Annotated in this window: 14 protein-coding genes and 4 pseudogenes; 5 read left to right on the top strand and 13 right to left on the bottom strand. The window is 27.5% G+C overall.

Translation table 4 applies throughout. The annotated features are described in order from the left end of the window. Nucleotides 1-560: 560 nt before the first annotated feature. Together ACOBWH_RS07305 and ACOBWH_RS07310 are read left to right on the top strand one after the other, a co-directional pair. Nucleotides 561-1668 (top strand): annotated as a pseudogene (locus tag ACOBWH_RS07305) (IS3 family transposase). Between the two features lie 15 nt (nucleotides 1669-1683). Continuing rightward, nucleotides 1684-1851, top strand: a complete 168-nt coding sequence (locus tag ACOBWH_RS07310) for an IS3 family transposase (protein WP_424526313.1) — start codon at nucleotides 1684-1686, stop codon at nucleotides 1849-1851. 226 nt (nucleotides 1852-2077) lie between these two features. Here ACOBWH_RS07310 and ACOBWH_RS07315 read toward each other — a convergent pair whose 3' ends face one another. The 6 genes and pseudogenes from ACOBWH_RS07315 to ACOBWH_RS07340 form a co-directional block, all read right to left on the bottom strand. Then, nucleotides 2078-3751, bottom strand: a complete 1674-nt coding sequence (locus ACOBWH_RS07315; protein ID WP_424526314.1) for a hypothetical protein — start codon at nucleotides 3749-3751, stop codon at nucleotides 2078-2080. A gap of 248 nt (nucleotides 3752-3999) precedes the next feature. Then, a complete protein-coding gene (locus tag ACOBWH_RS07320) occupies nucleotides 4000-4158 on the bottom strand; it encodes a hypothetical protein (protein WP_424526315.1) in 159 nt (52 codons plus the stop codon). Next, nucleotides 4152-4415, bottom strand: a complete 264-nt coding sequence (locus ACOBWH_RS07325) for a hypothetical protein (RefSeq protein WP_424526316.1) — start codon at nucleotides 4413-4415, stop codon at nucleotides 4152-4154. The genes ACOBWH_RS07320 and ACOBWH_RS07325 overlap by 7 nt, the downstream gene beginning before the upstream one ends. Before the next feature lie 93 nt (nucleotides 4416-4508). Continuing rightward, nucleotides 4509-4817: a hypothetical protein gene (locus ACOBWH_RS07330; protein WP_424526317.1), complete on the bottom strand. Its 309-nt coding sequence runs from the start codon at nucleotides 4815-4817 to the stop codon at nucleotides 4509-4511. Nucleotides 4818-4980: 163 nt separating this feature from the next. After that, a pseudogene (locus tag ACOBWH_RS07335) lies at nucleotides 4981-5337 on the bottom strand (IS30 family transposase); the annotation flags it as partial. A 30-nt stretch (nucleotides 5338-5367) separates the two neighbouring features. Continuing rightward, a pseudogene (locus ACOBWH_RS07340) lies at nucleotides 5368-5949 on the bottom strand (IS3 family transposase); the annotation flags it as partial. 89 nt (nucleotides 5950-6038) lie between these two features. Between ACOBWH_RS07340 and ACOBWH_RS07345 the strand changes: the two are divergent. After that, a pseudogene (locus ACOBWH_RS07345) lies at nucleotides 6039-7146 on the top strand (IS3 family transposase). A gap of 172 nt (nucleotides 7147-7318) precedes the next feature. Here the strand turns inward: ACOBWH_RS07345 and ACOBWH_RS07350 are convergent. The 6 genes from ACOBWH_RS07350 to leuS all read right to left on the bottom strand — a co-directional run bounded on the left by ACOBWH_RS07350 (nucleotide 7319) and on the right by leuS (nucleotide 13176). Then, on the bottom strand, nucleotides 7319-7735 hold the full coding sequence (locus tag ACOBWH_RS07350) for a J domain-containing protein (protein WP_424526318.1): 417 nt from the start codon (nucleotides 7733-7735) through the stop codon (nucleotides 7319-7321). After that, entirely contained in the window at nucleotides 7681-8277 is a 597-nt protein-coding gene (locus tag ACOBWH_RS07355) for a hypothetical protein (RefSeq protein ID WP_424526319.1), read from the bottom strand. The genes ACOBWH_RS07350 and ACOBWH_RS07355 overlap by 55 nt, the downstream gene beginning before the upstream one ends. Before the next feature lie 88 nt (nucleotides 8278-8365). Then, entirely contained in the window at nucleotides 8366-8737 is a 372-nt protein-coding gene (locus tag ACOBWH_RS07360; RefSeq protein WP_424526320.1) for a PTS transporter subunit EIIB, read from the bottom strand. Between the two features lie 2 nt (nucleotides 8738-8739). Then, nucleotides 8740-9543 (bottom strand): NAD(+)/NADH kinase, encoded by an 804-nt coding sequence (locus ACOBWH_RS07365; protein ID WP_424526321.1) that lies wholly within the window; start codon nucleotides 9541-9543, stop codon nucleotides 8740-8742. Between the two features lie 99 nt (nucleotides 9544-9642). Continuing rightward, the gene (locus ACOBWH_RS07370; protein ID WP_424526322.1) at nucleotides 9643-10710 is read right to left on the bottom strand and encodes a hypothetical protein; all 1068 of its coding nucleotides are present in this window, start codon (nucleotides 10708-10710) and stop codon (nucleotides 9643-9645) included. A 48-nt stretch (nucleotides 10711-10758) separates the two neighbouring features. Further along, on the bottom strand, nucleotides 10759-13176 hold the full coding sequence (leuS, locus tag ACOBWH_RS07375; RefSeq protein ID WP_424526323.1) for a leucine--tRNA ligase: 2418 nt from the start codon (nucleotides 13174-13176) through the stop codon (nucleotides 10759-10761). 139 nt (nucleotides 13177-13315) lie between these two features. Here leuS and ACOBWH_RS07380 point away from each other — a divergent pair, with 139 nt between their 5' ends. Next, complete coding sequence (locus ACOBWH_RS07380; protein WP_424526324.1) at nucleotides 13316-13954, top strand: nitroreductase family protein; 639 nt, start codon at nucleotides 13316-13318, stop codon at nucleotides 13952-13954. 46 nt (nucleotides 13955-14000) lie between these two features. Then, nucleotides 14001-14417 carry a hypothetical protein gene (locus tag ACOBWH_RS07385; RefSeq protein ID WP_424526325.1) on the top strand — a complete coding sequence of 139 codons (417 nt, stop codon included), beginning with the start codon at nucleotides 14001-14003 and terminating at the stop codon, nucleotides 14415-14417. Between the two features lie 32 nt (nucleotides 14418-14449). Here the strand turns inward: ACOBWH_RS07385 and ACOBWH_RS07390 are convergent, their stop codons facing one another. Next, the gene (locus ACOBWH_RS07390) at nucleotides 14450-14578 is read right to left on the bottom strand and encodes a hypothetical protein (RefSeq protein WP_424526326.1); all 129 of its coding nucleotides are present in this window, start codon (nucleotides 14576-14578) and stop codon (nucleotides 14450-14452) included. Nucleotides 14579-14596: the final 18 nt, after the last annotated feature.

Here is a 14596-nt window from a genome sequence, read left to right on the forward strand (position 1 = left end):
TACATATTTTTTAAGGGAAGATTCCCCAGCAAGGCATTTTGCCGGTATGAAATCATTAGAGCTGTTAACTTGTTTTTTTGCGATTTTGTAAATTATTAATAACTTTGATTAAGATAAACAGATAGTGCTGTCTTCATAACTTTTAATTAACAAGAAAAAAATAAAATCGTGTGCGTAGAGGTTGAAGAACTTTTAAGAACTGGGCAAGAATTTCTTAATTAATCTACTAGTGGGGACTTGATGAGGAGGTACTTACAACTACAAATTGTAGAACATTGTAGTTAATTTAAAAAGTCGGAGGTATATATGAAAAAGTTAAATAAAAAAACTATTAATAAATTAAATGAATTAATGCTTAAAAATTATTCAGTATCATTTGAAGATATGACTGATGAACATTGAGCATTAGGTAAACAGAATTAGGAGAATTAAATTATGAATAAAAGATATTTATTAGTAATTAAACAAGCATATTGGATAGGTTACAATAACTTGGACCATATTTATGTAGACTGTAAAAAAAAATAAGCTAAAATTATTAGGAAAGCAGGAATATAAAAATGGCAAAAAACCAGTACACCGATGAATTCAAGAAACAAATCGTAATGTTATATAAAAATGGTAAAAGTAATATTGAAATTGTTAACGAATATAAAATTTCAAAGGCAGTTCTTTATCAATGAGTAAAAAATTTGAGAATTCTGGTTCTTTTAAAGCTAAAGACAATCGCTCTGTTGAAGAAAATGAACTTATTCAGTTGCGAAAAGAAAACAAACAATTACGAATGGAAAATGATATTTTAAAGCAAGCAGCACTGATAATCGGCAAAAAGTAATATTAATTACTAACAATAAAGACAAATATTCAGTGAGGAAAATGTGTCAAATATTAAAAATAGCAAAATCAAAGTATTATTATCAAATTAATAAGAACACTAAAACTGAAATTAATATTTATGAAAATGAAGTTATCAGTGCATTTAAAGAAAGCTATAAAGTTTATGGTGCTAGAAAAATTAAAATTATTTTAGCAAGAAAGAACATTATTTTATCTCGACGAAAAATTAGAAGAATTATGGCAATAAATAATTTAGTATCAAAATATACTAAATTAAAATATCGCAATCATAAATCTCCTGTAAATAATGATCAAATTAGTAATATTCTAAATCGTGAGTTTAGTAATAAAAGACAAAATGAAGTTATTGTGAGCGATTTAACCTATGTTCAAGTTGGTTCAAAATGACATTATATTTGCTTACTAATTGATTTATTTAACCGTGAAGTAATTGGCTATAGCGCTGGAACAAATAAAACTGCTGAACTAGTTCAGCAGGCATTTTATAAAATAACATGACCACTAAATCAAATTAGGTTGTTTCATACAGATCGTGGTAATGAATTTAAAAATAAAATTATTGAAGAAATTTTATTAACATTTAATATTAAAAGATCATTAAATGCAAAAGGTTGCCCTTACGATAACGCAGTAGCTGAAACAACCTATAAAGCTTTTAAAACTGAATTTATTAAGGGTCGAAAATTTAAAAATTTAGAACAATTAAAGTTGGAACTATTTAATTTCATTAATTGATACAACAATATTCGAATTCATGGTAGTTTGAATTACTTAACTCCAGTTGAATTTAGAAATCAGAAGTCTACATAAAAAGTGTCCTAAAAAGTGTTGCCATTCCAAAAAACTGAATTAGTCAAAAATAAAAAATTTAAAAGTATTGAAGAATTTAAATTAGAATTATTTGATTATGTTAATTGATATAATAATACTCGTATTCATAGCAAATTAAATTATTTATCACCAATCCAATATAAAAATCTTTACTCTATATAAAATTTGTCCAAAAAACCCTTGCCATTCCAACATTGCAAAAATATAAATTAAGAAAAAATAAAATCCTCCATTTTTATTAATATAACCAGGTAACCCTTAAATTACCCCTAAACCAATTGCCACACCTAGCGATGAAACAATAAAACCAAATTTTGTCATTTGTTTCTTATTACTCATTCTAATCTCCCTTCTTATTTAAATAAAAAATGCAATTATTGCATTTTTATTACTCTGTTTTTTTACGAATTGCTTTTCTACGAGCAGTGCTTCAAATGATAGCAATAATAATGCTTGCACAAAAAACACCAAAAATAACAATCAAAGCAATTTTCATAGCACTAGCCTTTGTATTATAATTAACAATATTATCATAACCAAAAATATTGCCGCTATATTGCCCTCTAATTCCTAAATCATTTAAAATATTACCAAATTCATTTACCGCATTATTCCGTGCTGAACTTACCATTCCATAATATATATCAGCAGCATGACCCATTTCATGATCTAATGTTGTAAATATGTTTGGTGAACTTCATCAGCCCATTTTGTATTCTCGACTAATACCATCTTTTAAATAATCATTAAACCCTTTTGCTGAAAAAATAATATAAGCAGAAGAAGTTGATAAAATCTGATTTGTGCTCCGAAGTTTTAGAAAACTATATGCTGTGTAAGCGGCTGTACCTCTATCTTGCCCATATAATAATGGGGCATCTGGTGAAAACAAAAAACCAGTTAAGAAATATTTAAAATTATCGCCAATCATTGTATAAGTGATGTTAAATAAATTTAAAATTTGTTGTTTAAAAACATTAACAGTACTATCTGATCATCCATAATAATTTTGCATTGCATTAACACTATCTTTTAAAAAAATTGTACTACCCATTTGATAATTAATGGTTTCATATTTTGTTAAGTTTTTTAATTCACTATCTAACTTATCAAATGATGAATAGTGACTTTGTGTTGCTTGATTAATAAAATCTTGATATTTTTTCAATGATGTAGTTGAAGCCTTGGTATATGAGTCATTCATCATATTTCCTAAATTCTTAGATAAATCAATACCATTAACATTAATAATATTATTGTTTAAAATATTACCATTAAATCTAACAACATCATTATTGACATCTTTAACAGCATTTGTTCCTCACATTATTAAACTTGTTTTAAGAGCGTTATAAGTATAACTATTATTTCAGAAATTACTATCATCTGGAATTATTTGCTGTAATCCAAAATTTGTGCCAAAGAGTGATTCATATTTTAAATCAACAACAGCAATTGGTTTCGTCGTTAACGTTGTATCATAAATTGCTGGGGATGATGAGAATGAATTAGTAAAATATTTATTAATGTACTGCAAACTGTTTTGTAAAGTATCCGGTCTTGCACCAAAATTATTGGCTTGTAAATATGGATAAATATCTATAAAAAAATTATTTAAAATTTCTCAACTCTTATTCTTCATTGCGTCAGGAGTTGTAATTCATTTTGAATATGATTCAGCAAAAAACTCTTTTCAATTAGTCATTCCATAAATACTAATATTAACAATTGATGCCATTAACGCTGTTTCAAACACATTCGCGTTTTGCATCGTAACATTATTGGTATTTCCAGCTGTTGAATAAATTATGGCTTTATTGTTAACAATGTTTTGCTCTAATGCTTTAACAGTTGCATTAGTACTAATATTTGAAGATTTGTAAATAAAATAACGTAATAAATAACCAGAATAAACATAATCATCAGCATTATCTGAACCAGACGCCGATAACAGTCCCCTATAAGTTCCTGGTTGAATAATAAAACTAGTAGCGGGAATAAATGTTGTAGTAACAGAACCAAACACTAATAAACTACTTATTATTGTATGAAATTTTTTCATAGTTTTTTCTCCTTTTAATATCAATTGGCCTCAAATGTTATTTCAGTTAAATTTAATAAGATACTCATTTATTTTAGCAAAAAAATATATAAAAATAACTAATTTTTAAAAAATTAAATAAATTAATATTCTAAATTATCAAGTGTTTTCTAACTGCAACAACAATGTTCTCAATTCTAACCCGCCACATAACACAAAAACTAATCATAGAATAAATGCTTTCTATTAATTCTATAGTCTAAACATTATTATAAATTCTCTTCTATGTGTTCTTCTTTTATTAATTTTTGATAAACATTTGATGTCTGCTGACTTCGTTGTCAATCCTTATAAATAAAAAAACCAAACGCAATCGCTAACAAAACTGCTAACACTAATAAAACAATACCGGCGACAGTAACTAACATAATTTAATTTCCTCCTTTATTTTTTTCTTCGCATAATAACTATTAAATCCTGCAACTAAAATTGACACTAAAATTCCTAAAACAAAAGCTAAAACCGAAATATATCAAACATTAATGGTACAACTTATAACAAAATCATAAACAGAAAAGCTAATAATAACTAAAATTAAAGGAATTAAATAATACATCATAAATTGATATAGTTTTCCTAGCTTAATTCATGATATCTGATTATTATAATTAATTAAAATTCGCATTTTTTTCGATATCAAACAGAAAAAGATAATTTGACTTAATGATACTAAAATTAAATCTAACCCCGCTGCTAATAATTAAAATGAGTTAATTAATTAATAAGTATTTGCGAAAGTTAATGATAAACCAACAATAATAATTGTTGCACAAATTCCACAAATTACTTTTTGCTTACTAATATCATATTGTGTTTCAATTGCATCAACAGCAAGTTCAAGCATTGCAATAAGACTACTCAATCCCGCAAATAATAATACAATAAAGAATAAAATTCCTAAAAAATTCCCAACACCAACTAAGGTATTTTGATTAATAATATGAAAGGTTTCTGGTAAAACATTAAAGACAAAAACCATTGAATCATTTCCAAATTTATTTGTAATTTGTTCTTGAAAAGGAATCATGTAAAATGAAATGCAACAAATCTTATTAATCAAATAATATAATAAAAATCATAAAAAATCAATTATAAATTTTCAAAAATTAAAATATTTATAATTTTTACTTTATTTTAAGCACACTTAGCCATACTAAAAAATAATTTATTAAGTTAAGTAATAAATTTATTTAAAAATTCTCTAAAAATACCTCTTTTGATGTTCTTCAATTTAAAATAGGCCTTAATTTATCATTTATAACATTAACTACTCAATTTATTTTTTGTTGACTAACATTATTAAAATCAGTTCCCTTAGGATATTATTCTCTAAGTTCAGAATTCATATATTCAATTAGTGGTTTTTGCTGTGGTGAACCCGGATCGCAAAAATAAACTTGTGTTTCAGCAAATATTTCTAATTCTCTTCATTTACTAAATTCTTTTCCTCTATCGGTTATTATTCCTTTAATTTTCCCAATTAAATTATTACTTATAACAATATCTTTAAACTTTTCTACAACTTCATTAGCAGTATGATTTTTTAATTGGAATGGCAACACTTTTTAGGACACTTTTTATGTAGACTTCTGATTTCTAAATTCAACTGGAGTTAAGTAATTCAAACTACCATGAATTCGAATATTGTTGTATCAATTAATGAAATTAAATAGTTCCAACTTTAATTGTTCTAAATTTTTAAATTTTCGACCATTAATAAATTCAGTTTTAAAAGCTTTATAGGTTGTTTCAGCTACTGCGTTATCGTAAGGGCAACCTTTTGCACTTAATGATCTTTAAATATTAAATGTTAATAAAATTTCTTCAATAATTTTATTTTTAAATTCATTACCACGATCTGTATGAAACAACCTAATTTGATTTAATGGTCATGTTATTTTATAAAATGCCTGCTGAACTAGTTCAGCAGTTTTATTTGTTCCAGCGCTATAGCCAATTACTTCACGGTTAAATAAATCAATTAGTAAGCAAATATAATGTCATTTTGAACCAACTTGAACATAGGTTAAATCGCTCACAATAACTTCATTTTGTCTTTTATTACTAAACTCACGATTTAGAATATTACTAATTTGATCATTATTTACAGGAGATTTATGATTGCGATATTTTAATTTAGTATATTTTGATACTAAATTATTTATTGGATAGGTTACAATAACTTGGACCATATTTATGTAGACTGTAAAAAATAAGCTAAAATTATTAGGAAAGCAGGAATATAAAAATGGCAAAAAACCAGTACACCGATGAATTCAAGAAACAAATCGTAATGTTATATAAAAATGGTAAAAGTAATATTGAAATTGTTAACGAATATAAAATTTCAAAGGCAGTTCTTTATCAATAAGTAAAAAAATTGAGAATTCTGGTTCTTTTAAAGCTAAAGACAATCGCTCTGTTGAAGAAAATGAACTTATTCAGTTGCGAAAAGAAAACAAACAATTACGAATGGAAAATGATATTTTAAAGCAAGCAGCACTGATAATCGGCAAAAAGTAATATTAATTACTAACAATAAAGACAAATATTCAGTGAGGAAAATGTGTCAAATATTAAAAATAGCAAAATCAAAGTATTATTATCAAATTAATAAGATCACTAAAACTGAAATTAATATTTATGAAAATGAAGTTATCAGTGCATTTAAAGAAAGCTATAAAGTTTATGGTGCTAGAAAAATTAAAATTATTTTAGCAAGAAAGAACATTATTTTATCTCGACGAAAAATTAGAAGAATTATGGCAATAAATAATTTAGTATCAAAATATACTAAATTAAAATATCGCAATCATAAATCTCCTGTAAATAATGATCAAATTAGTAATATTCTAAATCGTGAGTTTAGTAATAAAAGACAAAATGAAGTTATTGTGAGCGATTTAACCTATGTTCAAGTTGGTTCAAAATAACATTATATTTGCTTACTAATTGATTTATTTAACCGTGAAGTAATTGGCTATAGCGCTGGAACAAATAAAACTGCTGAACTAGTTCAGCAGGCATTTTATAAAATAACATGACCATTAAATCAAATTAGGTTGTTTCATACAGATCGTGGTAATGAATTTAAAAATAAAATTATTGAAGAAATTTTATTAACATTTAATATTAAAAGATCATTAAGTGCAAAAGGTTGCCCTTACGATAACGCAGTAGCTGAAACAACCTATAAAGCTTTTAAAACTGAATTTATTAATGGTCGAAAATTTAAAAATTTAGAACAATTAAAGTTGGAACTATTTAATTTCATTAATTGATACAACAATATTCGAATTCATGGTAGTTTGAATTACTTAACTCCAGTTGAATTTAGAAATCAGAAGTCTACATAAAAAGTGTCCTAAAAAGTGTTGCCATTCCAATCATTTTATTATTTTTTGTGTAGCCATGTGGATATTCCCTTTCTTGTCATAACTTCTGCATACTAAAATAATTTTTTTGTCCTTTAAGTTAATAAAATTATACTATTAATTTTAGCAAAAACAATTTGCAACTAACAAATTTTTAAACTTCATTTTCTTCTTGCTGATGATTGGCAAGTAACTTCTCATAACCATCATTAATTTTTCGCATTACTTCTTCACTATCATCAGTTGTAAAAAAATCTTTTTTAAGTCAACCAAAAACAACAGCACTTAAATCAGGATGATATTTTTTTGCTAACTGGCGATATGCTCGTTTAATATCATTAATTGAAGCTGATGAACTTAACCCAAACAATTGATATAATTCTTCTAATTCTGAAGCAGTTGCAGATGATTGTCCAAAGTTTTCTCATGTTTGTAAATCAAAAAAGGTATTAAAATCAGTTTCTAATTTTTGAATAAACTCTTGATAAATTTTATTTACCAAAGTAAGATGCTCATTTAAAACGGCAAAAAAACTGCTTCTAGTTCAGTAAAAATTTGCCGATCTTTCCATCGCAAATAAAATTTAATTTGTTGTAAAATTGAAAAACTATCTGGAATCAATTGGGTTGCTAACATTTCTCTAGTTAATAACACATATGGTTTTAAAAAACATTCAACAAAAGTTTTATCTCATGTTTCTTGAACATATAATGCAACAAATACTGTTGCTAAGGGTTCAATATTGTTACTAATAACTTCTGTTAATAAATTATTTAATTCTTCATTAATTGTTGTGAAATATTCAACAAAAATATCATTTGCAATTGGATCTGTTGTTTTATTTAAATAATGAATTAATTCTCAATAATCAGACATGAATAATCCTAAGTTAAAATCAATTTGGTAGTTTGGAATTGAAGTATCAACATAACGTGGCAGTGGTAACAAATATTTTGCAATTAATGCATCTTCACTAATAATGGTCATCATAAGCTCATAACTTTTATCAGCCTGGTCTTTGCCATTCATAGTATGCTCTTCATTTTTAAGATGATATTTTGCTTTCCGAAACCAAAACCGAACCAAAGCTCCTACTAAGGAAAAAACCAACAAGTATCAAAACTATAATTACTCAAGTCATTGTGATATATACTCCTTTTTATAACAATTTTACTATCGCCAATTTACTAATCAATATTACTTATTGTTCTTTTTTCATCGCTGCATCAATTTCAATCTTAACAGCTAAACTAACATTACCAAATGGTATAATTACTGTTTGCAAAACAGTATCAATGTGTTTTAGTTTGAATTTTGTTTTTAATAATTCAAAATCAACTTCATCTAAATCCTTTACCGTTACGCGTAAACGAGTCAAAGTTGCTTTAACCATAACAATGTTATTAACCGTTCCTAAAATTGTAATTAAATCATTAACAGAAAAAGAAATTTTTTGTTTTGGAATTAAAGCTTTTTGAAAATTAAAAATTTTTTTTCGAAAAACCATCATTAAAATAAATAATAACATTAAAATCATAGATACCACAACAATAATGATATATTCTGCCCGCATTTCTAATCATCCCTTCTGTTGTTATTACAATGCGCAAATAAAATTTTCATTTTAGCAATCATACTTAAATTATTTTCTTCATCATAAAATAAATTTAATGTTTTTTGACTAATTTTTAACTCTATTTGTGAGCTTAAAATCTCTGATTCATAAGTATCAATGACTAAACTTTTTCCTGCTAATGCCCCGGTTAAACGGACAACTTGTTCTTGGTCCAAAATGATAGAAGCATTAATTGTTGAAAATGTTGAATTAGCAACTGGGGCAATTTCTTTTAATTGTCATAACGTTGTCATATTTGCCGCAATAATTGACCCGTTAATTGCTCGCATATAACCCGTTGACCCCGTTTTTGTTGCAAATACTAAACCACTCCCACGAAAATGTTCTAATAAATCATCATTTACATAAATATCAGTTCGAATTGTTTTAACATGGTCAACAACTTTTGCTTCGTTTAAAGCATAGCGAATAATATTATTATATTTAATTTCTAATAAGGGCATTTGACGAATCCGCGCTGTATCGTTAATAATTGCATCAATTGCTCGTGAATATGTTTTTTCATCATAGTTAGCATAAAAACCTAATGACCCCGACTTAATAACAATAAAATAAACTTCATCAATAATATCTTGAAACTCATTAACCGCACGTAATAAAGTACCATCACCGCCAATCACAAAAACATATTCTGGATTGATAATATCTTCTTCCAAACCGTAATTTTGTAATGTTTTTGTAATTTTACTAACCAACTTGGCTGATTCTTGATAGTCATTTGCAATAATTGCATATTTAAACATTGTTATCATCCACCTTTTCTTAGCAATTTAGTTATATTATACCTTTATTTTAAATTGTAAGCCTTATTAATTAAAAAATAGTCAACAAACCTGACTATTTTAACGAGAAAGAGTTAGTAATTCAACATCGGTAAACCGTAATAAGTTAGTTTGATTTAAATGTTGATGAATTTTATTATCTGGTCAAAAAATATAGGTAAAGGTAAAACCAATATAAGTTAACCCTTCTTTTATTCGAAACTTATTACATGAACCACGAGAAACGGCTATTAATTCCTTTGTTTTTACATCGTATAAAAAACTTTGTGGAATATAAAATAACACGACATGGGTGAGCGAAACCATCACAATTCCCAAGATAAACATTGGCAATCAGGCAAATGGTCACATGTATTTTGCCCCAATAAAGTTTGTATTTCATCCACCAACGTTAAAACCACCATTATTTCATGGTTCACCACTACTTGGTCCAACAAATAACTGATTAGTTTTAAAAATCCAATCTCAAATTACCGCTATAATTGAAAATAATGTTAATCACAATAATTGTCATTTAAATAATAAACCACTATAAGGACGACCGACCAAACCATATTTATAAACATATAAATAAGCAAAAATGATTAAAGTATGTAAGATAAAGTAATTATAATAAAAGAAATTATCTAAACTTCAATAACCATTAACGGGCGTAATAATTGCTAAGATTGGTAAAATAATTGCTGATGGCGCTACAACTTCAAAAAATTTTCGACTAGGAAAAATTAAAATAAAGCCAGATAATAATTGGTGCATACTACATAAATGCAATGGCATTACTTCACTTAAACCACGAATTTGTGACGGACCAACCGGACCTCAAATCCACTCCGTTTTTAAAACAAGCGCTAAATATGATGCTCAAATTGCATAAGTTAAAAAATAAGTTGCAATTTGATAAGTTCCAATTGAAATTCGAAATCATTTTCAATTAACAGTTTTAACATAATATTTTTTACAAAAAAACAATGACCCAATAAGTAAGATAAAAATAGCAATTCCAACTAATTGAAAAATATAACTGTGCCCTTTAAAAAAACATTGGTCAGTTCAATCTGTTCCTGGCACATATGAACCTGCTGGATCAAAAAATCCTCAAGGTCCATCACTAGAACGAACAAATTTCATTTTTTCTTTCTCCTTTGTTTAAAATGATAAATTATTAAATTTGTGATATTATTTTACAACAAAATTAACAATTTTATTTTTAATAACAATTTCCTTTATAATTTGATGATTAGCTAAAAAGGTCTCAACATTAGAATTTGCTTTTGCTAAAGTTAACAAGTCTTGCTCGGAAGTATCAACTGCCACTTCTAATTTAGCACGTAATTTCCCATTAACTTGAACCGCAATTACAACTTCCTTTTTTTGTAAGTATTTTTCTTCATAACTTGGCCAAGTCGATAATGCAATTGATGATTCTTGTTGTAAATTAACTCAAATTTCTTCTGCTAAATGTGGTGCAAAAAGACTTAACATTTTAGTAAACCCTTCAAAATATGGCTGGTAAATAGGCGCATCATCTTTATAACAAGCATTAATAAAAACCATCAATTGTGAAATAGCGGTATTAAAACTCAATTTTTCAATCATCTCGGTTCCTTTTTTAACCATATTATGATAAACAAAATCTAATTGGTGATTATTAACTTGCGTAAAATTATGATTTTTAACAAGACGATAAACACGATCTAATCATTTTCGCGCTGAATCTAAACCACTAGGATTTCATGGTAATGACGCCTCAATTGGACCCATAAACATTTCATATAACCGCAAAGTATCAGCGCCATGCGATTTAATAATATCATCAGGATTAATAACATTCCCTTTTGATTTACTCATTTTTGTTCCATCAGGACCCAAAATCATTCCTTGGTTAACTAATTTATAAAATGGTTCGGAAGTTGGTACTAACTTTTGATCATATAAAAATTTATGTCAGAAACGTGAATATAATAAATGTAAAACAGCATGTTCTTGTCCACCGACATATAAATCAACTGGTAATCATTTTTTTAGTAATTTTTGTGCTTCTGAACTTCGTAAATCTAACATTTCATTATTTTCCATTAAAATGTAGCCTAAGTAATATCAACAACTACCAGCTCATTGCGGCATCGTATTAGTTTCACGGCGGCCTTTTCTACCAGTGCTATCAACAACCGTTAATCAATCGGCTGCATTAGCTAAGGGTGACTCTCCCGTTTGGGAAGGTTTAATATTTGTCATTTTTGGTAATTCTAAGGGTAATTCTTTTTCATCAACTAAACTAATGGCCCCATCTTCTCAATGAATAACGGGAAATGGTTCTCCTCAATAACGTTGTCGAGAAAATAATCAATCACGAAGTTTATAAGTTGTTTTTGCTGTTGCATGCCCTGCTGAGGTTAAAACAGTAATTGCTTTTGTGATTGCTTCACTAGTTGTTAAACCATTTAAAAAGTCAGAATTAATGTGTTTTCCATCTTTATTATGCAACTGTTGATGGTGTTCACCTTCAATAACATAACTAATTGGTAATTGATATTTTAAAGAAAACAAATAGTCACGCTCATCATGACCAGGAACAGCCATTACGGCCCCCGTAGCATAAAATGGCAAGACATAATCAGCAATCCAAATTGGCACAACTTTTTTGTTAACAGGATTAATTGCATAATTACCAATAAACATTCCTGTTTTTTCTTTACTATTATCTTGGCGATCTAAATCACTTTTTGCTTTTGTAGTGACTAAAAATTCTGTTACTTTTCCTTTATATTCTGGTGTTGCTAATTTTGTTACTAACGGATGCTCTGGTGCTAAAACTAAGTATTCAACACCAAAAATAGTATCCGCTCGAGTTGTAAAGACTTCAATAATTTCTGAACTATCTTGAACCGTAAATTTAATTTCAGCACCAACTGATTTTCCAATTCAATTACGTTGCAATTCTTTGACTGATTCTGGTCAATCAACTTCGTCTAGTCCTTCTAACAATTTTTCAGCATACGCAGTAATTTTTAAAACTCACTGACGCATTGGTTTCTTATAAACCGGATAATGCCCTCGTTCTGACACCATTTTTCCATTAATATTTAAAATCTCTTCATTTGCTAAAACAGTTCCTAATTCAGGACACCAATTAACATCAACATCACGCATTTCAGCTAAACCATTTTGATATAATAATTCAAAAATTAATTGTGTTATTTTAAAAAACCCTGGCGAAGAAGTATTAACTTCTTTATTATAATCATAACTAAATCCAAGCACTTTTAATTGATTACGAAAATTAGCAATATTTTGTAATGTAAATTCAGCAGGATCATTTCCTGTTTGTAAAGCATATTGTTCTGCTGGCAATCCAAAAGCATCTCAACCAATTGAATGTAAGACATCATATCCTTGTAATTTTCGCATACGACTAACAACATCGGTTGCGACATAGCCTTTTGGATGCCCAACATGTAAACCTGCTCCCGAAGGATACGGAAACATATCTAAAATATAAGCTTTTTTATCATAATTATTTGTTGTTTTAAAAGTTTGATGTTTTTCTCAATATTGCTGTCATTTTTGCTCAATTGCTTTATGCGAAAATTCCATTGTTATTATCCTTCCTTAATTTTATCTTTTTTTATTATAACATTGTTCCTACGGTTTGTTAGTAGTTTAAACACTATTAATTTAATTTTATTCACGTATAATAAAATTATTACCAGAACAAGAAAGTGGAGGAAAAACAATGAGTGTACAACAAGCAGCTCAATTTCGAAAAGCCATTAAAATTTATGATAAAACAAAAACGATTAACAAAGCTGATTTAAAAACAATTTTAACAACAGGCGCACTAGCACCTAGTTCAAATGGATTAGAACCAGTTAAAGTTATTATTATTAAAGATCAAAAGTTAAAAGAACAAGCAGCACTAAATTGCTTTATGACAGGAAATCAACAAAAAGTAAAAGATGCTCCAATTTTGGCATTATTATTAGGAGCAAACGGAGATTATTTAACTTCAGAACAATTTCTAACAAAACGTTTAGGACGAATTTTTGAAGGAGAAGCATTAAAAAGTAACGTAAAGGGAATGAGCAATTATTTAAAAACTTATCCAAGTCCCGATATGTTTTCTGATGAACAAACACATATTGTTGCTAGTTTTATGGCATTACAAGCAGCAGATTTAAAAATTGGTTCAAGTATTATGGGTGGTGTTACTCCAACCCAAGCTATTCCATTTTTTAAAGAACACAACATTGTTGACTCCACAAAATGACATTTAGCATTAGGAATGCTTTTTGGCTATTATGATGATAACAAAACAGGCACAAGTTTTCCCCGTTTACGAATTCCAGAAGATGAATTTGTTACTATTTTTTAAAAGCTGGCGCACATATAGCAATTAATCAGAAAGCAATAATATAACCATGAAAACATCACTTAAAACATTTTGAATTATTAGTTTAAGCTGTAATGTTATTTTTCTATTAGCACAAATTGCAGCAACAATTCCGTTGGTATTATATAAAAATGCCTTACACTTAAGTAATAACGATTTATCACAAATTTTTTTTGGAATTTTAATCATTATTATTTTAACAATGTTTATTAGTAACTGAATTATAGTTCGAAATCCATTGCGAAAACTAAACAAAACAAAGGAATTAAATCCTGAGCAAACTGATTTAGGATTTAATATTATAACCAAATATTCACATTTGCAAACCGAATATGACGGGTATGTTTGATTTTTAAAGAAAAAAGGATTTATTCTACTAACAACCCTTGGAATTAACTTTAGTTATGCTTTAATTACAGCTGTTATTTTTTCTATTTTAGGGTAAATAAAAAAAGAAAATAATATTATTTTCTTTTTTTATTTTGAAGCTTTTGCTTCCAAGTTATCTTTTTCTTTTACTTTTTTTGCAGCTTCTTTTTGTGCTAAGGCTTTCGCTGCTTTTTTCTCCGCAATTAAACGACGACGCTTTTTCATTGCCATTGCCATTTTATATTCACCTTCTTC

Origin of the sequence: Spiroplasma endosymbiont of Glossina fuscipes fuscipes (assembly GCF_049669535.1) — a bacterium.
Lineage (GTDB): Bacteria > Bacillota_I > Bacilli_A > Mycoplasmatales > Mycoplasmataceae > Spiroplasma.